Genomic DNA, 20,442 nt, shown 5'->3' on the forward strand with positions numbered 1-20,442 from the left:
TCAGCGGCCCGCCACGCGCACGACGGGCTGCGACGCGCCCTGCCCCGCATCGGCGCTGCTGCGGCCGGGAGCGGCGCCGAACTTCATGTGGTGCGCGCGGCCCAGTTTCAGCTTGGCGAAGTCGACCTTGAAGGTTTCTTTCAGTTCCTTGCCATCCCAGGCGAACAGCTTGACGAACTGCTCGTCGTCGGCGCCCTTCTTGTCCCAGTTGGCCAGCAGCGAACTGCTGATGTACAGGCGCTTGCCGTCCCAGCTTTGCGACACCATGTTCACCTGCGAACCGGTGCGCTTGGAATAGGTTTCTTTCGGGGCTTCCGGATTGCTGATGTCAAAATAGTGCGTGGTGCCATCCATGAAGGTGTTGACCCACAAGCCCTTGCCATCGGCCGTGATCGACAGGTCGACCGGCAACGGCACCTTGGCCGGGTCGCCGATCGTGGCCACTTCCTTGGCCTGCCAGGCGCCGGCCGCATCTTTCTTGACCAGCCAGATCTTCGAGGTCAGCGCGGTGGCGGTGATGGCCCACTCATCGCCTTCCTTGAGCGACCAGCGGATTTCGAGCGGCGCGCCGGGTACGTTGAGCACCTTTTCGGGCTGCATCGATTTCAGGTTCCACATCACCATGGTGTTGCCGAACTGCTTCATCGCCGCCGGATCCTTGATCAGCTTGCCGAGATCGGTCATGTAATTGACCGCGCCCGTGAAACTCGAGCTCAGCATCACGTTCTTGCCCGGGCTGATCGCGATATCGTAGCCGTAGCCATCGCCGCCGTTCGTGGTCGGCATGGCGTGCCTGGCGATGAAGTCGCCCTTGCTGTTATAGACCGCCATGCCGGTCACGCCGCCACGGTCCTTGTCGTTCGACAGTGCGCCGATCAGCATGCGGCCCGGCAGCGCGTAGAACGTGTGCGGGCCGACATAGCCCGAGCGCTTGGCGAAGTCGTCGATCGTTTTCACCAGCTTCGGCTTGGCCGGATCGGTGTGCACGTCGAACACGTAGATCTTGCTGTCGTCCAGCCCGCCCGCCCAGAGAAAGCGACGGTCATCCGTAAAGCCCATGTGATGGGCCTCGCCGCGCTTGCCGACGGATACCTGGGCGATCACCTGGCCGAATTTTTTCGAGGCTGGATTGACGTCCATGGTGACCATCTTGTCGAAACCGTCGCCCACGCCCTTCACGCCCAGGGTCCAGACGTACAGATAATCTTCCTGCCCCTTGATCAGGCCCGACATGTAGGGCGAATTGCAGGTTTCGTCGGCGCGCGCCGCCACGGGAACGGCGGCCACGCCGAGGGCGACAGCGGCGAGCAAACTCAAACGTAAAAATTTACTGGAACCCATTGCTGATCTCCTGATCAAGCTTATGAAGACGCTAATGTACGCCTGTTTGACCTTGCTCCGCAATGGGTGAAAAATTGTTCGCCTGACCTTGTGCCAGATCAAACTACGCAGCCAGGGTTTTGCTGTATGCGTAGAAGATATCGTCGCGTTTCCAGCCGAGCCCGCTGTACAGGCCCTGGGCCGCCAGGTTGGTCTTGGCGGTGGTCAGGTCGAGCCGCACGGCGCCGTTGCGCAGGGCGTGCGCTTCGGCGGCCAGCATCAGGGCGCGGCCGGCGCCGAGATGGCGCGCCTCGGGCAGCACGAACAGGTCGTACAGCGCGTAGATGGGCGCGGCGGCCAGCGAACAGAAAGTCGGGTACATCTGGCAAAAGCCGGCGGCCGTGCCCGTTTCATCTTCGGCGATGAGCAGCACCGATTCGTTGCCCAGCATGCGGTCGAGGATGAAATGGCGCGCCAGGGCCGGGTCCGGGGCCAGCGCATAAAACTGGCGGTAAGCGTCGAACAAAGTGGCGAGCGAGTCGATGTCGTCCAGCGTCGCCAGCCGGGTGGTGATTTTTTTCATTTGTTGGTCTTGTTAAGGGTTGATGCGAAGTTGGAGCAACGCTCCGCCGCCATCATACCCACCAACGCGCCGGCCGTGTTTTTGTTGACACCTCTCCTCGCCGCCTCAGTCCAGCGCGCGCAGGCGCCAGCCCGCCGCGCTCCACGCCAGGCTGTGCGTGAGCCCCAGGACATCATCGAGCAACAGGCGCTCGGGCGAGAACGCAAGCGAGACGCGCCGCAGGGAAATGGAAGCGGCAATGGAAACGGAAATGGAAACGGCGCACGCCGCATTGGAATGCATGGCCAAAATGAAGCTCCTGCCAGTATCCATGTGACGCAACACCAAGCCGGCGCGCGAAGGCTGCCAGGGCGGGTGCTGCGAACGAAGACGAAGGAACTTACCTGGTCATTTGGGGGAGGTGCTCCAGGTGGACTGGTTTGAAAAGCATGGCCGCGTACCGCTGCGGCCCTGCGGGTTTAATGGAAAAGCGGCGTGCCTGTAAAGCCGCGCACCCTTCCCAGCAGCAGACCCAGCCCGATCAGCAGCAAGCCCATGGCGCCCGGTTCCGGCAGCGCCGTGCGCGCGTCGCCCAGCGCCACGTTGGTGATGCCGGCCAGGTAGCCCTCGCCCATGCTGCGCAGCGCGAAGCCGGTAAAATACTCGCCCCCGGTGGCCTGGAAACCGAGGAAGTCCAGCCCCGCCAGCCCGTCTTGCAGCAGGAGGCCGTCGAACAGGTAGCTGCCCAGATTGGTCGCCACGATGACGTCGACGCTGCCGCCCGTCACCGCCGCGTCGAAGCCGAACAGGGTGTAAGGTACGTCGCCGCCGATGCTGCCTTCGATCGGTGACCAGTATTCGTTCGACATCACCGGCCGCGACTGGCCGATGGAAAACCCGGTGCCGCCGCCCACGACCAGGTTTTCAGCCGAGTTGTAGCGCACCCCGCCGCGCGTGAAAGCGCTGCCGGGGAAGTGATAGCCGGCCCCGAAGTCGTCAAAATTGCTGGACTGCAGAATCTGGCCGGCCTGCGCCAGTGCGCCGCGCTGCTCGAGCCGCAGCACGCCCGCCGTGGCGCCGGCGGTGCAGGCGGCCAGCAAGGCGACGGCCAGGGCCGTCTGTTTGAATCGCTTGAACATGGTTGCTCTTCCGGTGAAGTAAATAGATCAGGCGACGTTGATCGTCAGCGGCCCGCCCAGCGCGGCGTAGCCGTCGTTGTACAGCAGCCAGGCGCTGTAGGCGCCCGGCGTGAGGCTGTTGCTGTCGAAGGTGACGCTGGCGCCGGCCTGCGCGGCGTACTGCCAGATGGCCGAGCTGCCCGCCCCCGGCGAGGTGCCGGCGCGGTAGATGCCGATCCAGTTCCTGGCGGCGACCCGGCTGGCGGGAATGGCGAACGTGAACCCGATCGGCGCGCCGCGTTTGATGGCCGGCGTGCTCGTGGCAAACTGGGTCACGCTCAGCGTGAGCGCCTCGCCCAGCGCCACGTAGCCGCCCTGATGGAAATACCAGACCATGTAGTCGCCCACCGCCAGCCTGGCCGTATCGAAGGCATGCGTGCCGTTCGCCGCCGCCACAGTCGCCCATTGCAGTGCAGGCTGGCCGGTGCCCGGCGTGGCGTTGGCCGGATACAGTCCGATCCAGTTTTTCGGATCGCGCTTGCCGGCCGGCGCGGCGTAGGTCACGCTCACGCTGGCCCCGCGCGCCACCACCGAGGCGCTGGCCGTCAGCACCACGCGGCGGCGGTTGGCGCCGATGGCCGGATCGGTGCGGCCCGGCGCGCCGTTGTCCACGTGGCCGGCCACGCGGCGCAGATACTCCGGATCGGCATCGCAGCCGATGCTGTAGTCGTACCAGCCGAAGCTGCCGGCCAGCAGGCACTGCACCAATTGCTGCCGCCCGGCCGCCACCACGTAGGTCGAGACGGCGGCGCCGTAGGCGTTGTCGGTCATGGTGAAGGTGCAGGCGGCCGCGCCGCCCACGTTCGACAGCAGCAGGTGCACATTGGCGCCGGCCAGGTCGTAGTTGACCTGCACTTCCGGCCTGGCCGCGCCCGGCGCCGTGCCGCCGGCCAGTTCGCGCAGGAAGCCGTTCGGGCCGGTCACGCTCAGGTGATAGCGCGCCCCGCTCCAGTTCCACGTTTCCCGGTCGATGCGCTTGCCCGCTTCGACCGTGTAGTACCACGGTCCGTCGCCGCGCGCGTTCGAGTACACGATGAAGGCCGCCCCGGCCTTGCCGCTGTTGACGAACGACAGTTCGACCTGCTTGCCGGCGCCCGCCGTCGCGTGCGCGCCCAGCACATACGGCAGCGCGCAGGCATGGCGCGTGCCGGTGACGGTCTTGCAGGGTTCCTGCAGCGGCAGGGTTTGCCGGGCCGGCGGGGCCGGGTACGGCTTGCCGGACACCAGCGCATACGCGGTCGACTTGGGCACGCTGGCCGGCCAGGCGCTGTTGGGCGACTTGAAATCGAAGGCCGACGTCAGGTCGCCGCACACCACGCGCCGCCACGGCGAAATATTTTCCAGCGTAACGCCGGCGCGGTTCTTCTTCAGCCCGAGCGTGAGCCACTCTTCCAGGAAGCGCAGCTTGGACGTGTGGTCGAACACTTGCGAGCAAACGCGCCCGCCACGGCTCCACGGCGAAATGACCAGCATCGGCACGCGCGGCCCGAGGCCCACCGGCACGCCAGCCAGGTTTTCGTCGGCGCCGACGTCAGCGAGCGTGGTGCGGCCCATGCTCGGGTCGAGCGGCGGAATGTTCGGTGGCACGTGGTCGAAGAAACCGTCGTTTTCATCGTACGTGAGCAGGAACACGGTCTTGGACCACACCACCGGATTGGCCACCAGCGCCGCCAGCAGGCGCGCCGTCAGGTTTTCGCCGGCGTTGGGCGAGTTCGGCGAGTGCTCGGTGTAGTCGTTGGGCGCGACGATCCACGAGACCTTGGGCAGGCGGTTGTAGCGCACGTCGGCGGCGAAGTCGGCCACCATCGAGTCGCCCTTGGTGCCGCGCGCATTGGCTTCGGTCGAACCGGGCGCGAGCGTGCGGCCCTTTTGGTACAGGGCGCTGTCGGGCGACAGGCGGCTGCCGTCGGGGTTGACCCGGAACTGCCTGAAGTACGCCAGGTAGTTGTCGCCGTAATTATCCCATTCCTGGTACACCTTCCAGCTGACGTCGTTCGCTTCGAGCACCTCGGCGTAGGTGCGCCAGGTCGGCGCGCTGGCCGTGGTGGCGGCCGACACGTTGTCGTAGCGGGGATCGTTGTTGTAGTAGCCGGCCGCGTTGACGTTGTACAGGCTGCCCAGGGAACTCATGCGCCCACGGCTGGTGCCCGACAGCGAATAGAAGCGGTTCGGATCGGTGGGGCCGAAAATCGAACAGTGGTAGGCGTCGCAGATGCTGAAGGCGTCCGCCAGCGCGTAGTAGAACGGCAGGTCGCCGCGATCGAAGTAACCCATGCTCTGCGGCGACTTTTTCTTGACCCAGGCGTCCCAGCCCTGCCAGGTGGCTTGCGCGCCCTTCCACGAATGGTCGGTGCCGAGCGAGAGCGCGCTGGTGTTTTTGGCGTCGAAGTGGAACGGCAGCACGTGGCTGCCGGCCGCGTCCGGCTGGTACCACACCGGTTTGCCGCTCGGCAGCGTGATGGCGCGCGGATCGTCGAAGCCGCGCACGCCCGGAAAGCTGCCGAAATAGTGATCGAAGGACCGGTTTTCCTGCATGAAGATGACCACGTGCTCGACGTCGGCGATGGTGCCGGTGACGTTATTGGCCGGCACGGCCAGCGCCTCGCGGATCAGGTCGGGGAACAAGGTACTGGCGGCGCCGGCCGAAGCCAGGCTGAGAAAGGTGCGTCTGCTGGTGGACATGCGTGGCTCCGTGGATGCGCTGGAAAGTTGTCGATCATATATGTCGAATATGACCGCAGCATGTCGGCAAGGCGGCATGAAATCGTTGTCATCGGCTTGTCATGCTGAGCGGCTATTTCCCCGGCTCCGATGCAAGCTGACCGACCCGACCATGCTTGTTCACACCGCCCTGCACCGCCGCCTCCCCTCGCCATCGCCATCGGAACGGCGCTCGCCCTGGGCGCATGCGGCAGCCACGACGACCACGAAAGCCAAGCCGAGGCGCCGCTGGCGATCCCGGCCGCGCCGCCCGACCAGGGCGCGCCCGACAGCGTGCCGCTGCCGGACGCGCTTGCCATTGTCGACACGGCCGCCACCAACCAGCGCGGCGACGCCCGCCGCTACTTTTCGGAATAGATGCGATGTTCTGGTAATTGCTGCGACAACGAAGCCCAGCCGCGCACACCCGCACCGCTCTGCTGATACGCCGCCGCCTCGGCGGACAGGATGCCAGGCGCGCGCGGCTCGCCGGCAGCAATGCCTGGCGTGAGTGTGTCATGTCTCGATTGGAAAATCCAAGGACGACATTGATACTCGTTGTGACGATGATGGATCGCTGCGTGAATCTTTTATATGCGGAAATTGACTTGAAACAGGGACGGAAAATATGGTTCGCGCTCCGATTGCAAGCGCCACATCACGGGGGTATAAAAGTCTTGACCGGGCGCATGGCCAGTTCGCGTGCGACCAGCTATTTCATCAATTTCTGGAGAAGATAATGCTACGTAATAAAAAGAATCTACTTGGTGTTTGTCTATCGTGTATCGCCACGCTAGGCTTCGCCGCCAGCACGCTGACCCCCAATGAATTTCTTGTGCGCGGCCAGTACCTCCAGTCGCCGCAGGGGGCCTATACGCTCAACATGCAGTCCGACGGTAGCCTGGTGATGTACCGCAATGATGGATTGGTACGCTATCGCATGAGCAAGAACGGGGAGTTCGCCGTGATGCAAGGCGATGGCAATTTCGTCGAATACAGCAAGTTCGCCGTACCGCTGTGGAATACCGGCACCCATGGCAATCCGGGCGAGTGGCTTAGCGTCCAGGACGACGGCAACCTGGTGGTCTATAGCCGCCTCAACACCCCACTGTGGACATCGGCGTCGATAATGGCGAGAATGACCCGCGTCAAAAGGGCGATGTGGTCGGGCGCGAACTCGACACCCACAGCGTTCCGCTCTTCTTCATCGGCCATATCGGCCTGTGGAACGGCGACCAGGTCGTCGAGGACAGCGAGGGCGGAACAAACGCGATCAAGCTTGTCAACCTCACTGATTTCAAGAGCATCGCGCGCTATTGGGGAACGGCCAGACCGAATATACCCGACGGCGTGATCGAGCCGACCTGCTACGACACCGATTGCCCGACCAACGGCGAAAAGCATATCTCGCTACTGGCACGGGAAGCCATCGTCCGCTAGCAGCCTGTCGGACTTGGGGAGTCGAAGCGAAAAAATAGCTGGGCGACGCCAGATTTTGACGATTTCGCAGTGCCAATAGCGAGCTATTGGCCGAGAAAGCGGCGAAATATGGACCGTCCCAGGTATTTTTGCAGCCGACGATCCCAAGTCCGACAGGCTGCTAGGCCAAACAGCAGCAACTGATCGGCGTCGACTACACGCTCCTGCCGGATTACCGGACCGCCCAGTTTTCCGACAAATACCACGACGCCAAGCGCGGCTCGTTTCGCTGCGACACGTTCGTCAGCGTCATGTTGAGGCAGGGAACGCGATACGTCCAGCCGTGGACGAGGGCGCAATCGTTGTGGAGCGATCGCGTCGATACGCTGTTCAAGCCGCCAGTCCTGCCCACGACCATGTTTGACAGATTAAAGTCGTTTAACTAGGAGCCTCGCATGAAAACATCTTCATTGATATTGCTCGCATCCATGGCGTTATTCTCGGATGCGGTGAACGCGCAAGGCGGGCCGCCAAGTGCGCCGCAACGCGCATTCCAGGGTGCGCAAGGCGGGCAAGGTGCCCAGGTTGGCCAGGGCGCTCAGAGTGCCCAGGCCGCGCTGCAGGCGTATGCCGCAGCCGGGAGCGCGGCGGCGCGCACAAACGCAATCGAACGGTTACGTATAACGCCGCCAGCCCCCACCGCGGCCAACATCGCCCTGCTACGCGCCGGGCTCGGCGGGCCCGCGCCGGTCGAGGAAAAAGTGGGCTTGATACGCGTTCTGGGTGGGCTGTACGCGGACACACGCGACTAAGGCATGCGCGACAAGATTGGCGCCGACCTGAAAAAGCAGGCCTTTTCTCCCCAGCGCGACATCGCGCTGGCGGCCATCTATGCCGTCTCGCGCGGCCCCAGCACGTTAGAGGACTTGCAGGCCGTGCTTGAGCATGGGCGCAAGACCGACGTGCTGGACGCCGATGCCTACGTCGGTGAGCTGGCGCACAATCTGCGCTCCGTGCCGCAGGATCGTCAGGCCGGGTTCATTAAACTGATCGTCGGACAAAAATCCGCCTACGGGGCGGAGGTGCTGGCCATGGTCCTGGGCGACCGGGAAATGGTGAGTAAAATGAGTCCCGACAGCGTCGCAGCGTTACAGTCGTACCTGCGGACTACCGAACCGCAGTTTCCTATGGCGATCGGCAGGTTCGGCTATGGGGACGCGATTGAATACGAGTCATGGCTTCATGCTTACGCCAATTTGCATGAGCGCCTGCGTGCCGGGGGCTATCGTGCAACCATCTTCGAGCAATTGAACGCGCAGAACACCGACCCGCGCAAAATTATCGCCTTCCTCTCCTCGCCAAAAGGGCAGGCTTTCATGCAAGCAGTCGGTCAGCGCGCGCCCTTTGAAAAATCCTTTGCTCGCGCAACAACCTATGCCGAGTCCTTTCCGGGCAACATGAACATCACGCCCATGTATGGTGTGGCGGCCGCCTCGCTGGCAGCACTGAAGTAGGTCGAAGCGCCGCGATGCACCTTGCATCGCGGCCCACCCACACCAGGCTGTAACCACGCTCGCGGATCATCGTGCCGAACGACGGCGGGCCAGACGGCGTCGTGCGCAACGCCGCCATCCACAACGCCAACATCAACGACGTGATGCAGGCGACGTTGAAGCGCGCGCCGGCGCAGGCGCTGGCGCGCCTACCTGGACGACCGCCTCGGCAAGGGCTACAGCATGACCGAGGGCTTGGGGGCGCGCAGCGGCGCGCCAGGGCACCAGCATCACCGGCATCGCCCCCGATGCCACCACGGTCGCGTACAACGACAGCGGCAACAACCGGGGCGTGGGCGGCAGCGCCAATCCGGCCTCCGGCTACCCGGTGATGGACGATCCGGAAGGCTGGGCCGCCTGAACCTGTTCGACGCCGCCGACGGTTACGGCGCCTTGAGCGGCAGTTCAGCACCATCACCGTGGACGGCATGACAGCCACGCCGACCTACACCGGGTCCGCGCTGGCGCTGCGCGTCGGCTGACCGCCTTGCTGTATTTTTTGCAATATTTCAGGCTGACCAACGCAGCGGCGCGGAAAGATGGGATAATTTCCTGATTATCAACCAGTCGGGATTGTCAATATGAACACGGCAATGCAAGCACTGCTGCGCGAGATCGAACACTTCGGGCAAGCCAACGACGCCGCCCACGACGAGCGCGCTCGGCGCATGCTCAACATCACGCGCGGCACCGGCCAATTCCTGGCCCACGTCATCGACTCGCTGGGCGCGCGCGCGATCCTCGAAGTGGGCACCTCGAACGGCTATTCGACGCTCTGGCTGGCCGACGCCGTGGCCGCCAGGGGCGGCAAGGTCACCACCATCGAAATGGCGCCCGACAAGCTGGCCATGGCGCGCAAGAATTTTGTCGCCTCGGGCCTGGACGCCGCCATCACCCAGCGCGAAGGCGAAGCCGGCCAGGTGCTGGCGGAAGCGCCCGACAGCGCCTACGACCTGGTGTTCCTCGATTCGGAGCGTGCCGCTTATCCGGGCTGGTGGGCCGACCTCAAGCGCGTCCTGCGCCCGCACGGCCTGCTCATCGTCGACAACGCCACCTCGCACGAAGCCGAGATGGCGCCCTTCGTCCAGGTCATCAAGGCCGACGCCGCCTTCAGCACCAGCCTGGTCCAGGTCGGCACGGGCGAACTGGTCGCCGGGCGCGACGCGGACCTGGCGCGTCACTGGGCAAGCTGGCGCGAAAGCTGAGCCGGACCGTTTACTGGTGTGAACCGTGCTTGCCGGAGCGCAGGCCCGCGCTGCGGTGATTGCGCAGGAACGCGTCGACGATCTGGCGCACGATCTGCTGGGTCGACTCCGGCAGGAACACGATATCCTTGAGCAGGGCCAGATCGGCGGTCGAGAGCAACGCCTCCGGAATCGTGGACAAGGACTGGTCGGCGTTTTCGGCGTCGCCGTAGCGCAGCCAGGCGGCATGCACGCCCAGCCAGCTGGCCAGGATCAGGATTCGTTCATGGGTGGGAAGGGATTCTCCGGCGAGCCATTTGCGCGCCGCATGGATCGTCACGGCGGCACCATCGGCGCGCAGGTTGAAGGCGCGCACGAACGCCGCAGGCTTGAGCGGCAGGCCGGCGGCCAGCAAGGCCGTCTTGAGCCGGTCGCTGAAGTTAATGCGTTCCTCATCCGCTATTTTCGAGTCCATTTCCGCATCATACCGATCATGTTCCCGGACAGGGCGCACGGTTCGCCCTGCGGCACATCGCGGGAACACGGAAAGCGCGGCACGGTCCAACGTGATAAGGTCATCGTCATGGGATGGTGGCCCGGCTTGCATTGCCGACGATGATCCAGAACCGCTGTCGACCCGGCCCGGGGGGCTACCATGACACCAGTGCCGCCGCACCTGCCGCGCCTTTACAGCTATGCGGCAATCACCACCCATTGCGCGACCCAGATTGCGCAATTCATGGCCGAGGCGCGGCGCAAGAGCGGGGCCGAGGCTTGCTACCGGCGCGAGCGTGCCTATGGCGTCTACATCGGCTGGCGCGCCCTGGTCGGCGGTCATGCCGACCAGGCCATGTTCCACCGCGACGACCTGCGTCTCGAAGCCTTGCTGAGCGACCCACTGACGCCCTCGCCGTAGACAGTGGGCCAGCCCACGCTACACCAGCATGGGCAAGCCGCCCAGCGCTGGCGGACGGGTGCCCTCGCTCACCGCCGCCGTCCCGCCAGGCCGGTCGAGCCAGTCGAATACGCGTGGCCACACCAGCTGGTGCGCGCCGGCGCCCACCAGCGCGCCGACATCCTGCAGCGCCACCCCCACATCGCCCAGGTAGGGCAGCAGCACCTTGTGGGCGCTGCCGGCGGCCTCGTGAAAGCCGAGCACGGTCCCGGGCGGCGCCAGCGCGCTCAGCGGCCGATACAAACTGAGCAGCGGCGCGCGCACCTGGCCCCGATCGAGCCGCTTCCCGTGCAATACCAGGTCGCCATGCATGAAGCTGTTGTGCGCGAACAGCAGCGCGAGCGCGGCGTCGAACAGCGCGCGCGAAATCGACAGTTCATCGAGCGTCCAGCGCCGCACGCGCAGGTGGGTCGCGAGCAGGTCGGGAAACGGCGCGCTGGCCAGGAAATCGATGGCCGGGCCGGCGTAGAACGCGGCGGGCGCGGCGTTGGCGAAGATCGCGCTCAGGAGCGACCCGGGCAGCGGGCGGCCGCGGTCGGACGGCAAGCTGGCCAGCAAGGCCGTGCCGGTGACGAGCCGCACGAGCGGCGCCAGGCCATCGAAGTTGATGGGCGCCTCGAACAGGGCCAGCGCCGCCACGTGCCCGGGCCGCCAGGCGCTGTGCAGCGCGGCCAGGATGCCGCCCAGCGAATGGCCGAACAGCGCCACCTGCACGCAGGCGTTGCGCCGCTGGATGACCTTGACGCAGGCGTCGATCAGCGGCCCGGCGTAATCGGCCAGCCCGGGCATGCCGGCGCCGGCGGGGAGCTCGGTCCATTCGATCAGGTACACCCCGAAGCCGCGCGCGAGCGCCTGGCGCACCACGCTGTGCCCAGGCGCCAGGTCCCAGACATACCAGCGCTTGATCGGCGCCGGCACGATCAGCAGCGGCGGGTGGCGCCGCGTGCCGGTACCGTAGCAGCGCAACCGCAGGCCGGGCGCGCTGAACACGATGCGCGAGGGCGTCTCGCGCGGGCCGAAGCCGAGCAGTTCCAGAGCCTTGCCCTGGCGCCGGCGCAGGCGGTCGATGCGCTCGAACAGGTCCAGGGTCGTCATGGGCGCCCTCCTTTCCGGCAAGCGCGTCACGGCGCCGGACGCATCAGGCCGCGTTCGAAGACGTAGTCGGCCACGCGGCGCCCGACCTGCTGCCCGGCGCGGCGATCAAAATCCCAGTGCACGCCGAGGTAGATGCGGCTGCGGCCGTTGTCGTATTCGGCCTGCGAGAGCGACCCGAAGCCGCGCACCAGGCGCGGACGCACGCGGTCGTCGTTGTCGCGCGTAACACCGTTGAACTCGTCGGAAACGAAGGAAAACGCGATCGCATCGGTCCCATAAAAGCGCCGCAGGATCTGGAACAGCGCGCTGCCGAAGCTGGCGTGGCCTGACGGATAGGAGGGAAACGGCGGCGTAAAGTCCGGCTCGCTGGTGTTGCTGGCCTGCGCGCCCAGCGGGGTCCAGGACGGATCGGCGTGGGTGGCGGGGTTGCCGTCGCCCAGGCCGGTCGGGCTGGTGCCGGGCGAGGCTTCGCGAATGCCCGTCACCGGGCGCCAGAATTGCTCGGCGTATTTGGTTTTCCACACCACCAGGCAGGTGTCGGCCATCGCCACGTTGACCAGCGCCAGCATGCGCGCCATCTGCATGCCGGATAGATTGCGGCGCGAACCGATGTGCAGCGCGATCTGGTTGTACAGGCGCGGCGCGGCGCCGATCAGCGGCGTGCCCTCGTACGACCAGTAAATGCCCGACACGGTCTGGGACGGCGTGCGCACGGTGGGCGTGCGCACGCCGTCGCCGCCGAGCCGGCGCACTTCCTCGAAGGCGGCGGCATAGGCCGCGCTGGCGAGGGCCGGCGGAGGCGGCGGGCGGAACGGGTAAACCGAGGGCAGCACGAACGGCGTCGCATCTTGCCACAATGCACCGAGCGCGCGCGGATCGCGGCTCACTGGATCGGGTCGCCATTTACCCGGTGCATTGCTCGGGAAAAAGCTGACGCCGACCACGAGGTCGTCCGGGCCAGCGCGCGGGCCGTGCATGGCCAGCACGGCGGCGGCGGCGCGGCGGCCCGTCTCGACGCCGTTATCGCGGGCGCGGCCGGGACCGACCCGCAGCATGTCGCGCTGGTAGGTTTGCTCGATGGCGCGCGCTTGCCCGGGATACAGCGCTTGCAGCGTGGCGCGCGCCGCCGTGGCCAGCGCGGCGTCGGGCGAGCTGTCCGAGGGCGCCTGCGCCATGCCGGTGTAGCTGGGATAGCTGCGCAGCACGGCGTTGAGCGCTTCGAACAGGGCCAGGTGGTGGATCGCCAGCGCGCGGCTGGAACGGGCCGGCCCGAACTGCTCGTGATAGGGGCGCGCCGAACCGGGCGGCGGTGGAGTATGGTCGAGCGCGTTGGCGCGCAAGGCCGCTTCGCTCCAGTAGCGCACGGCGAGCATCAGGCTGGCCGGCGCGCGCGCCACCGCTTGCGCGGGCGGCGTCGCGGCCAGCGCGGCGGTCTGGGCCTGTGCGGGCAGGAAATGGCAGCCGAGCACGCTTGCGAGCAATGCCAACCGGGCCTTCTTGATCAGCGGATTCATGTTTTTCTCCTCGGGATCGGGCGCGCCGGACAGCGCCACGATTCCGACGATAGCGCCGCACGGCCGGTCCGTCCCACGATCCCGTCAATGGGATGAGATCGCCATTCCCATCGAAATTATTACGTTTTCGCGGAACTTTTTTGCAGCCTGCCCGTCAAAACCGGAAGGATTAACGTGCGACCGAAACCATGAACCAGCCACCTGAGAATGACAATGACACGGCGCGCATCGCGCGTTTTATCCGCAACAACTTGCCTGCCATCCTGCAGCACTGGGATGAGTTTGCGCGCGGCATTCCGGCGGCGCGCCATATGTCGGCCGACCGCCTGCGCGACCATGCGGCCGGCATGCTGGCCGCCATCGCGGCCGACCTCGACCAGCCGCAGACGCCGTCCGAACAGGCCGACAAGGCGCGCGGGCGCGCGCCGCCCCATGCCGCCGACACCCAGGCCGAGCTGCACGGCTCCGGCCGCATGAGCGCCGGCTTCACCGTCAGCGACACGGTGGCCGAATTCCGCGCCCTGCGCGCCAGCGTGATGCGCTTGTGGGCCGACCACGACGGCGACGGCAACGACCTGGCCAACGACGACCTGATCCGCTTCAACGAAGCCGTGGACCAGGCGCTGACGGAGTCGCTGGAAGCGTATTTCGTCGAAAAAGATGAAGTCACGCACCGTTTCGACACCCTGCTCTCGGCCACCCCCGACCTGCACTACATTGTCGACACCGACGGCCACATACTGTACGCCAACCGGGCGCTGGCGCGCCTGTTCGGCACGCCCGGCAAAAGTCCCTGCGAGCACCGGCTGACCGATTTCTGCCCCGCCTTCGCCGCCCAGATCGAGCGCGACCTGCGCGCCGTGGGCCAGACGCGCGCCATCGGGCGCGGCGAGCTGCAATGCACGGCGGGCGATGGCGCCGCGCACACCTACCGCTATGTCCTGATGCCGGTGATTAACAAGGACGGCGAGGTCGATTCGATTACCGGCACCGCGCGCAATATTTCCGAACTCAAGGCGTCGGAAGCGAAGATCTTGCGCAACGCCTATTACGACAGCCTGACCAGCCTGCCGAACCGCACCCTGTTCCGCGAGCGCCTCGAGCACGACGTGCGGCACGCCGCGCGCACGGGCTTCGCGCTGGCCCTGCTGTTCATCGACCTGGACGGCTTCAAGGAAGTGAACGACCGCTTTGGCCACGATGCCGGCGACCAGCTGCTGCAACACTGCGCCCAGCGCCTGCAGGGCTGCGTGCGCGCCACCGACACCGTGGCGCGCATCGGCGGCGACGAATTCACGATCATCCTCAACGAAGTGAGCAAGCTGGCCTTTGTCGAGGTGCTGGTGGGCGAAATCCTGACCGAACTGGCGCGCCCGTTTTCCATCGGCGGCAAGCTGGTGCATGTCTCGGGCAGCATCGGCATCAGCTTGTTCCCGCAAGATGCGCGGCAACCCGACGACCTGCTGCGCAACGCCGACCAGGCCATGTTCGTGGCCAAGCACGGCGGGCGCAACCGCTTCAGCTATTTCACGCCCGACATCCGCGATTCGGCCTGGGCGCGCCTGAAAGTGATCGACGAATTGCGCCAGGCGCTGGCGCGCTGCGAACTGCTGGTGTATTACCAGCCCATCGTCGAGCTGGCCACCGAAGCCATCGTCAAGGCCGAGGCGCTGGTGCGCTGGCGCCATCCGGACGGCTCGCTGGTGCTGCCGGAGCGCTTCATCGGCATCGCCGAGGAAGCCGGCCTGATCGGCGAGATCGACGCCTGGGTACTGTCGCAGGCGGTGCCGTGCGCGGTGCGCCTGGCCGAGCTGACCGGCACGCCGTTCCAGATCAGCGTGAACAAGTCGCCGGTCGAATTCATGAGCCGGCTCGTAAAAAATACCTGGGATGACGACCTGGCCCTGCTGGGCCGCGCCGGGCCGCGCATCGCGGTCGAAATCACCGAAGGCGTGCTGCTCGACGATTCCCCCGGCGTACGCGACAAGCTGGCCCGGCTGCAACAGGCGGGCGTGCAGCTGACCATCGACGACTTCGGCATCGGTTACTCGTCGATGGCTTACCTGAACAAATTCAAGGTCGACTTCCTGAAAATCGACCAGTCATTTGTCAAAGACATGCTCACCACCAACCCGAACAGCCAGATCTTCGCCGAGACCATCATTGCGATGGCGCACAAGCTGGGCTTGAAAGTGATCGCCGAGGGGGTCGAAACGGCGGCGCAGCGCGACTGGCTGCGCCAGGCCGGCTGCGACTACGCCCAGGGCTTCCTGTTTTCGCAAGCGACCAGCGAGGAATGCTTCGCGCAGTTGCTACGCGCGGCGCCTGGATGCCGCGCCTGAGCTGTTAGCGGGTATTGCCGGCGGCGGCGATAAAGCGCGTGACCGCCTCCGACGCCACCAGTGCCAGCAAGGCGTCGATGTCGATCGGCTTGACCACGTACTGGCCAAAGCCGGCGCCGATGGCGCGCGTGCTCTCTTCCGGCCGGCCATAGCCCGAGATGGCGATGGCGAACGGAATGTGCGCACCGGCCGTGCGCCGCAGTTGGGTGATCAGCTCGTAGCCGTTCAAACCAGGCAGGTTGATGTCGCAGATCAGCACGTCGAACACTTGGGTGCGCGCCAGCGCCAGCCCGGCGATGCCGTCGTAGGCGGCCGTGACGCTGTGGCCTTCGCCCAGCAGCAATTGGCCGAGGGTGTCGTTGGCGTCCAGATTGTCTTCGACCAGCAGGATGCGCCGGCTTGGCGGCATGGCGCCCGGCGCCAGCGCGGCGTGGGCGCTGTCGCTGGCCAGCAGCGGCAGCGAGACGGTGAACACGCTGCCACGGCCGGGGCCGTCGCTGGCGCCGATCACCTTGCCGTCATGCAGCTCGACGATATTGCGCACCACGTTCAGACCCACCCCCAGCCCGCCTTCGACCCGGACCGCGGCACGGGCGCCGCGCGTGAACAGGTCGAACATGCCGGCCAGTTCAGCCTGGTCCATGCCGGCGCCGTTGTCGGCCATCGTGACCACCGCCATCCCCTCATGGGCGCGCGCCGCCACCCGGATGACGCCGCCGTCGCCGGTGTACCGGGAAGCGTTGATCAGCAGGTTGGCGAACACCTGCGCCAGGCGTTGCGGGTCGCCATGCACCTGCAGCTCTTCCGGCAGGTCCATGTGCAGTTGCTGGTGACGCTCCAGGATGCGCACCTGCACCGTCTGCAGGGCGCGGCGCAACACGGCGCCCAGTTCCAGCGGCGCGCGCGCGAGCACCAGCTTGCCGCTGTCGATGCTGGCCGCGTCGAGCAGTTCGTCGAGCAGGCGGGTCAGGTGCTGGAGCTGGCGATGGATGACGGAGTGCAGGTTGAGCAGTCCGGACGAGGGCTCGGGCAGCTTGGCCAGCATGGTGTTGGCCAGGCTGATCGGCGCCAGCGGATTGCGCAGTTCGTGCGCCAGCATGCCGAGGAAGTCGCTGCGGCGCTCCTTGACCTGTCCCGCTTCGACGCGCAGGCGCGCCAGTTCGGCGTCGCGCTCGGCCAGCAAGAGGCGCAGGCCGGCCACCTCGCCGGCAAGGTCGTGGTCGGTGGGTGGGGACGATCCTGTGTTGCTGTCCTGGTTCGCCATGGCGTCCTTTCGTCGGGCCGAAGCTGGCTCCCCGAAGTATGGCGGCAAAACGCCATGTGTGTTGACTTAATTCAACAGAAAACCGTCATGCGGATCGACTATCCGGTGAAAATGTGGTGTGCAGCACGAAGGCGTAGCGCTCCGGGCGGATGTAAAACACCGAACAATTGCAGCAGCGTCCGCCGGGAAAACTGGCGCGGCGTATGGTATAAGGAGCGCACACAAAAACGGACAAGGAACCCACATGGGATGGGCGGCACATTACATTGCAGCACTCAAGAGCGGCCAGAGCGTGCAATTCCGGCCGCGCGGGGCCTCGATGGTCGGGCGCATCGCGTCGGGCCAGCTGGTCGCCGTCGAACCGCTGGGCGCGGTGCCGCCGGTGAAGGACGAGATCGTCCTGTGCAAGGTCAACGGCAACGAATACCTGCATCTGGTCAAGGCGGTCAACGGCAATCGCTTTCAGATCGGTAACAACCGCGGCGGCATCAACGGCTGGACCACCCTGGTGCAGGTGTTCGGGCGCTGCGTCAAGGTCGAGCTGTAAGCGCGGCATCAGCGAGCCATCAGCGCCTCGGCACGCCTGACAAAACCTCTCGACCTACCGCCAACAGTCGAGTGGGCAAGCGCCTGTCGGGAATGCCCATGTAGCGGACGATGAGTCTAAGGTTCCAAGCGCCCGACAACAAAGCGAATCGAGCAAAGAATGCCTGGACGCTTCCGGCCGAAGGTGCCCAAGGGGCCGGTTTCGGGCCAAAAGCGGACGAATGGAGATCCAAGCAACGTGGCGGGCAATGCTAATTTATGACAATGGCGGCAACATGAAATGTCTCAACTGCGGGAATTCCAGCTTTGATAGACCGGTGGACAAATCGAGCCTGGAAATTTGGCACTGCAAAGAGTGTGGAAATGAGTGCGCCGTACACTGCAACTACATCCCGGATCTGTCGGGGATGCAAATAAGTGATCTCTTCATTGGAACAGCTTCTATCGGTTCTGGACCTGACGCATTGAAGTCTCTGATGAAGTTAAAGAGGGTCCTTGCGTTTGCCGAGCGATTTGAGCCTGCTCAACTCGAGGCCCAGTACAGGGCAGGCAAGCATGAATGGGATCTGGGCTACTTCTTGGGTTTCGAGGTCGAGCAAGCGTCCGTGATGTGCCAGGGTGCCGGCATTTCAGTAAGGTTTGAAATCGTTCGCACACCACCGTATGCGCCTTCTGCTGGCCAAGTGCAATGATCAGTCGTCTGAGATTGTACGCGAGGACGTGCAGGCTCATCTCGGTCTTCACGCGCTCGATTCACATGTTCTCATCGAGCCCACGAAGACAGCACCTGGGCTATTGACGGCGCGAAGACGACCTGAAGAAATTATTGCATACCCAGTTGCGCGAGCTAAAACAGCGCGATAGCCGGGCAGCAGCGAAAATGACTGCGGCTTAACCGGACCTCGACGAAAGTGGCCGTGAAAAAGCATTGCCATTGACCGTGGGCGGTGGCGAGGCCCTATGGTCCCAAAGCCAGTAAAGGAATCGGGAAATCGAGGATGTCCCTTACCAACATACTTCACACCGACGCGCCGTTGAAAAAGCGTTTGCAATGCGTACGACTGAGAATCTTCGCGCCAGATACGAGGATCCTCAAATGACTTTTTGCTGACAAGCAGCCAGATTCCGAAACGCCTATGCTGCATATATACTCCCTTTGTGGCGAAGTTGTGACCGTGCGGAAGCTCATAAGACGGCGCAGGCGCGGTCAGACGAACGTGCGTGGCAAAAGTGTCTTCCAGCTTGAAATACACCGGGCCTTTGTCCCAACCGACGGCTTCTGGCCGACTGCCGCCCACTACATATCAACCTGACTGCTGTTCGATTGCGCTGCTTCTTTCATTATCCCGGGCACTTCCGAGGTTGATCAGTGCGCCGATGTTGACGAGCCGCCAGGCGGCTATCGTGCCGTGGCATGGACTGGCACCATCAAGATACCACGGCGCATGGTACGCATTCAGGCGCAGCCGCCATAAGGCAGGATGGCGCACTCAGGAGTGGGCAATGCCCGGCCTTAGTAGCAGATGGCCGCCCCTCGGATCTCGCAGAAATTGTGCGCCTCATCAAAATGTTTGCGCACCCTGGCCAGCAGCCTCTTGCGGTAGCCACCCCTGACCGTCAGTGCGATATCGAATACCGCAGTGCGATCATCTTCACCAAGCAGAGGAAGGATGAACAGCAGCAGCCCGTATTTCTGCTGGTTGTACAAATCGCTCTGGGTGTCGTCCAGGCGCGCGATCAGGTCCAGTGCCAGTTGAATCACTTCGCCCCGCCCCAGGTTCTCCATGACCGCGCCAAACTGGATCAGATTGTGAATCATCGCCGACGATGGCGCATGCTTCCTGACATCGTCCATGAATCGAGCAAACAGCGCATCGAGTTCCCCGGCCGGCAGCCACGCGGCCAGCTTGAGCAGGCAGCGATTGCGCAGGTAAGTCGATGTGAATCGGCGGGCCGTTTCCACTAGGCGCTCCCCTTCGGCGTGCTGCAGATACTGCACATTGCGAATCACGAGATAGGCAGTCCAAGACTCTGGCACGTCCGCGCCCACGTGCAGCGCGACCGTCGCAGCCCTGTGCTCCTTGCTCATGAACGGGAACACGAGCTTGAGCCGGTACGCGGCCTCGTCCGACCACAATCGGAATTGCGCGCACAGGTAGGAGAACACTGCCGCCTGGCGCTCCGCATCGACATGGGGAAACAGGCCACCGAGCGCGCGCGTTTGAAAAGGTTCGGGGAACGCCAGGACGGCGGTATACGCCCTGTCAAGAAGCTCGGGCGACAGGACATGGGCAAACCTGCCGATGCAGTTGGCCTTGTCGTAGCCGTGCGGGAGATCGTCGATCGCAAGCCAGAGTGCGCCAGCGTCGTAGTTCTCGACGCGGGCAGGAAGCGGGTGCCGGTCCCGGGGCGACAAGAACAACTCGATCAGTACACGTTTGTTGCGCAACGTCGCATTGAGAGCATTAAACAGATGCACTGACCGCGCCCGCGTGCGTAGCCGGTAGAATTGTGCGAGCAAGCTATGCGCATAGTAGGACACCATGGAATCGGACGCGTGGGCGTCAAGGAAGGCGGCCAACTTGTCGATCAAGTCGTCCGGAACGACGACCCTCCCGGCATAGCCCACCTGCTGGACAAATTCCCGTTGGAGATGAATGTAGTCGCTGTAGGTACCCATGCGATGTGCGGTCGGTCCTGCTCTGGAGCCCTCATGGGCGGAACCCGCCATGATAACGGACGCAGGACCGCCGGTCCAATCCCTCAGGGTAAAAAGGCCCGTTTGCGCGGGCTGCACGCCATTCGCTGCA

The 20,442-nt window shown here is 64.8% G+C and carries 20 protein-coding genes and 1 pseudogene; 10 read left to right on the forward strand and 11 right to left on the reverse strand.

Annotated features, from left to right (window positions below):
- The 5 genes from F2P46_RS17940 to F2P46_RS17960 all read right to left on the reverse strand — a co-directional run bounded on the left by F2P46_RS17940 (position 1) and on the right by F2P46_RS17960 (position 5,742).
- The gene (locus F2P46_RS17940; protein ID WP_166892433.1) at positions 1 to 1,341 is read right to left on the reverse strand and encodes a selenium-binding protein SBP56-related protein; all 1,341 of its coding nucleotides are present in this window, start codon (positions 1,339 to 1,341) and stop codon (positions 1 to 3) included.
- Positions 1,342 to 1,444: 103 nt separating this feature from the next.
- On the reverse strand, positions 1,445 to 1,903 hold the full coding sequence (locus F2P46_RS17945; RefSeq protein WP_166892436.1) for a GNAT family N-acetyltransferase: 459 nt from the start codon (positions 1,901 to 1,903) through the stop codon (positions 1,445 to 1,447).
- Positions 1,904 to 2,008: 105 nt separating this feature from the next.
- Complete coding sequence (locus tag F2P46_RS17950; protein WP_166892439.1) at positions 2,009 to 2,191, reverse strand: hypothetical protein; 183 nt, start codon at positions 2,189 to 2,191, stop codon at positions 2,009 to 2,011.
- Positions 2,192 to 2,361: 170 nt separating this feature from the next.
- Positions 2,362 to 3,021: a hypothetical protein gene (locus F2P46_RS17955; RefSeq protein WP_166892442.1), complete on the reverse strand. Its 660-nt coding sequence runs from the start codon at positions 3,019 to 3,021 to the stop codon at positions 2,362 to 2,364.
- Positions 3,022 to 3,048: 27 nt separating this feature from the next.
- Complete coding sequence (locus F2P46_RS17960; RefSeq protein ID WP_166892445.1) at positions 3,049 to 5,742, reverse strand: phosphocholine-specific phospholipase C; 2,694 nt, start codon at positions 5,740 to 5,742, stop codon at positions 3,049 to 3,051.
- 129 nt (positions 5,743 to 5,871) lie between these two features.
- Between F2P46_RS17960 and F2P46_RS17965 the strand changes: the two genes are divergently transcribed.
- Entirely contained in the window at positions 5,872 to 6,138 is a 267-nt protein-coding gene (locus tag F2P46_RS17965) for a hypothetical protein (RefSeq protein WP_166892267.1), read from the forward strand.
- Positions 6,139 to 6,553: 415 nt separating this feature from the next.
- On the opposite strand, the gene F2P46_RS17970 is transcribed toward F2P46_RS17965, so the two are convergent.
- Positions 6,554 to 6,796 (reverse strand): hypothetical protein, encoded by a 243-nt coding sequence (locus F2P46_RS17970; RefSeq protein WP_166892447.1) that lies wholly within the window; start codon positions 6,794 to 6,796, stop codon positions 6,554 to 6,556.
- Between the two features lie 74 nt (positions 6,797 to 6,870).
- Between F2P46_RS17970 and F2P46_RS17975 the strand changes: the two genes are divergently transcribed.
- The 5 genes and pseudogenes from F2P46_RS17975 (at position 6,871) to F2P46_RS17990 (ending at position 9,937) form a co-directional block, all read left to right on the forward strand.
- Positions 6,871 to 7,200, forward strand: a complete 330-nt coding sequence (locus F2P46_RS17975; RefSeq protein WP_166892452.1) for a hypothetical protein — start codon at positions 6,871 to 6,873, stop codon at positions 7,198 to 7,200.
- 434 nt (positions 7,201 to 7,634) lie between these two features.
- On the forward strand, positions 7,635 to 7,991 hold the full coding sequence (locus F2P46_RS17980) for a hypothetical protein (protein WP_166892454.1): 357 nt from the start codon (positions 7,635 to 7,637) through the stop codon (positions 7,989 to 7,991).
- A gap of 3 nt (positions 7,992 to 7,994) precedes the next feature.
- Positions 7,995 to 8,693 (forward strand): hypothetical protein, encoded by a 699-nt coding sequence (locus tag F2P46_RS17985; RefSeq protein WP_166892456.1) that lies wholly within the window; start codon positions 7,995 to 7,997, stop codon positions 8,691 to 8,693.
- A 92-nt stretch (positions 8,694 to 8,785) separates the two neighbouring features.
- Positions 8,786 to 9,042 (forward strand): annotated as a pseudogene (locus F2P46_RS37720) (hypothetical protein); the annotation flags it as partial.
- 271 nt (positions 9,043 to 9,313) lie between these two features.
- Positions 9,314 to 9,937: a class I SAM-dependent methyltransferase gene (locus F2P46_RS17990; RefSeq protein WP_166892459.1), complete on the forward strand. Its 624-nt coding sequence runs from the start codon at positions 9,314 to 9,316 to the stop codon at positions 9,935 to 9,937.
- Positions 9,938 to 9,947: 10 nt separating this feature from the next.
- Here F2P46_RS17990 and F2P46_RS17995 read toward each other — a convergent pair whose 3' ends face one another.
- Positions 9,948 to 10,391, reverse strand: a complete 444-nt coding sequence (locus F2P46_RS17995) for a hypothetical protein (RefSeq protein WP_166892462.1) — start codon at positions 10,389 to 10,391, stop codon at positions 9,948 to 9,950.
- 180 nt (positions 10,392 to 10,571) lie between these two features.
- On the opposite strand from F2P46_RS17995, the gene F2P46_RS18000 reads away from it, so the two are divergent.
- Positions 10,572 to 10,832 carry a hypothetical protein gene (locus tag F2P46_RS18000; RefSeq protein WP_166892465.1) on the forward strand — a complete coding sequence of 87 codons (261 nt, stop codon included), beginning with the start codon at positions 10,572 to 10,574 and terminating at the stop codon, positions 10,830 to 10,832.
- Between the two features lie 18 nt (positions 10,833 to 10,850).
- Here the strand turns inward: F2P46_RS18000 and F2P46_RS18005 are convergent, their stop codons facing one another.
- Positions 10,851 to 11,966, reverse strand: a complete 1,116-nt coding sequence (locus F2P46_RS18005; protein ID WP_166892467.1) for a PHA synthase subunit PhaC — start codon at positions 11,964 to 11,966, stop codon at positions 10,851 to 10,853.
- A gap of 26 nt (positions 11,967 to 11,992) precedes the next feature.
- Complete coding sequence (locus F2P46_RS18010) at positions 11,993 to 13,480, reverse strand: vanadium-dependent haloperoxidase (protein WP_166892470.1); 1,488 nt, start codon at positions 13,478 to 13,480, stop codon at positions 11,993 to 11,995.
- A gap of 188 nt (positions 13,481 to 13,668) precedes the next feature.
- Here F2P46_RS18010 and F2P46_RS18015 point away from each other — a divergent pair, with 188 nt between their 5' ends.
- Positions 13,669 to 15,822: a bifunctional diguanylate cyclase/phosphodiesterase gene (locus F2P46_RS18015; RefSeq protein WP_166892473.1), complete on the forward strand. Its 2,154-nt coding sequence runs from the start codon at positions 13,669 to 13,671 to the stop codon at positions 15,820 to 15,822.
- A gap of 4 nt (positions 15,823 to 15,826) precedes the next feature.
- On the opposite strand, the gene F2P46_RS18020 is transcribed toward F2P46_RS18015, so the two are convergent.
- Entirely contained in the window at positions 15,827 to 17,086 is a 1,260-nt protein-coding gene (locus tag F2P46_RS18020) for a hybrid sensor histidine kinase/response regulator (protein WP_166892476.1), read from the reverse strand.
- A 244-nt stretch (positions 17,087 to 17,330) separates the two neighbouring features.
- Between F2P46_RS18020 and F2P46_RS18025 the strand changes: the two genes are divergently transcribed.
- Positions 17,331 to 17,633 (forward strand): hypothetical protein, encoded by a 303-nt coding sequence (locus tag F2P46_RS18025; RefSeq protein ID WP_166892479.1) that lies wholly within the window; start codon positions 17,331 to 17,333, stop codon positions 17,631 to 17,633.
- 220 nt (positions 17,634 to 17,853) lie between these two features.
- The gene (locus tag F2P46_RS18030; RefSeq protein ID WP_166892481.1) at positions 17,854 to 18,324 is read left to right on the forward strand and encodes a hypothetical protein; all 471 of its coding nucleotides are present in this window, start codon (positions 17,854 to 17,856) and stop codon (positions 18,322 to 18,324) included.
- A gap of 821 nt (positions 18,325 to 19,145) precedes the next feature.
- On the opposite strand, the gene F2P46_RS18035 is transcribed toward F2P46_RS18030, so the two are convergent.
- Complete coding sequence (locus F2P46_RS18035) at positions 19,146 to 20,312, reverse strand: hypothetical protein (RefSeq protein WP_166892484.1); 1,167 nt, start codon at positions 20,310 to 20,312, stop codon at positions 19,146 to 19,148.
- Positions 20,313 to 20,442 lie beyond the last annotated feature (130 nt).

Source organism: Massilia sp. CCM 8734, assembly GCF_011682155.1.
Taxonomy (GTDB): Bacteria; Pseudomonadota; Gammaproteobacteria; order Burkholderiales; family Burkholderiaceae_D; genus Telluria_A; species Telluria_A rubra.

Coding starts and splice junctions, on each gene's coding strand:
- F2P46_RS17940 (WP_166892433.1), bottom strand. CDS start 1,341: ATGGGTTCCAGTAAATTTTTACGTTTGAGTTTGCTCGCCGCTGTCGCC.
- F2P46_RS17945 (WP_166892436.1), bottom strand. CDS start 1,903: ATGAAAAAAATCACCACCCGGCTGGCGACGCTGGACGACATCGACTCG.
- F2P46_RS17955 (WP_166892442.1), bottom strand. CDS start 3,021: ATGTTCAAGCGATTCAAACAGACGGCCCTGGCCGTCGCCTTGCTGGCC.
- F2P46_RS17960 (WP_166892445.1), bottom strand. CDS start 5,742: ATGTCCACCAGCAGACGCACCTTTCTCAGCCTGGCTTCGGCCGGCGCC.
- F2P46_RS17965 (WP_166892267.1), top strand. CDS start 5,872: ATGCAAGCTGACCGACCCGACCATGCTTGTTCACACCGCCCTGCACCG.
- F2P46_RS17970 (WP_166892447.1), bottom strand. CDS start 6,796: ATGGGTGCCGGTATTCCACAGCGGTACGGCGAACTTGCTGTATTCGAC.
- F2P46_RS17980 (WP_166892454.1), top strand. CDS start 7,635: ATGAAAACATCTTCATTGATATTGCTCGCATCCATGGCGTTATTCTCG.
- F2P46_RS17985 (WP_166892456.1), top strand. CDS start 7,995: ATGCGCGACAAGATTGGCGCCGACCTGAAAAAGCAGGCCTTTTCTCCC.
- F2P46_RS17990 (WP_166892459.1), top strand. CDS start 9,314: ATGAACACGGCAATGCAAGCACTGCTGCGCGAGATCGAACACTTCGGG.
- F2P46_RS17995 (WP_166892462.1), bottom strand. CDS start 10,391: ATGGACTCGAAAATAGCGGATGAGGAACGCATTAACTTCAGCGACCGG.
- F2P46_RS18000 (WP_166892465.1), top strand. CDS start 10,572: ATGACACCAGTGCCGCCGCACCTGCCGCGCCTTTACAGCTATGCGGCA.
- F2P46_RS18005 (WP_166892467.1), bottom strand. CDS start 11,966: ATGACGACCCTGGACCTGTTCGAGCGCATCGACCGCCTGCGCCGGCGC.
- F2P46_RS18010 (WP_166892470.1), bottom strand. CDS start 13,480: ATGAATCCGCTGATCAAGAAGGCCCGGTTGGCATTGCTCGCAAGCGTG.
- F2P46_RS18015 (WP_166892473.1), top strand. CDS start 13,669: ATGAACCAGCCACCTGAGAATGACAATGACACGGCGCGCATCGCGCGT.
- F2P46_RS18020 (WP_166892476.1), bottom strand. CDS start 17,086: ATGGCGAACCAGGACAGCAACACAGGATCGTCCCCACCCACCGACCAC.
- F2P46_RS18025 (WP_166892479.1), top strand. CDS start 17,331: ATGGGATGGGCGGCACATTACATTGCAGCACTCAAGAGCGGCCAGAGC.
- F2P46_RS18030 (WP_166892481.1), top strand. CDS start 17,854: ATGGAGATCCAAGCAACGTGGCGGGCAATGCTAATTTATGACAATGGC.
- F2P46_RS18035 (WP_166892484.1), bottom strand. CDS start 20,312: ATGGGTACCTACAGCGACTACATTCATCTCCAACGGGAATTTGTCCAG.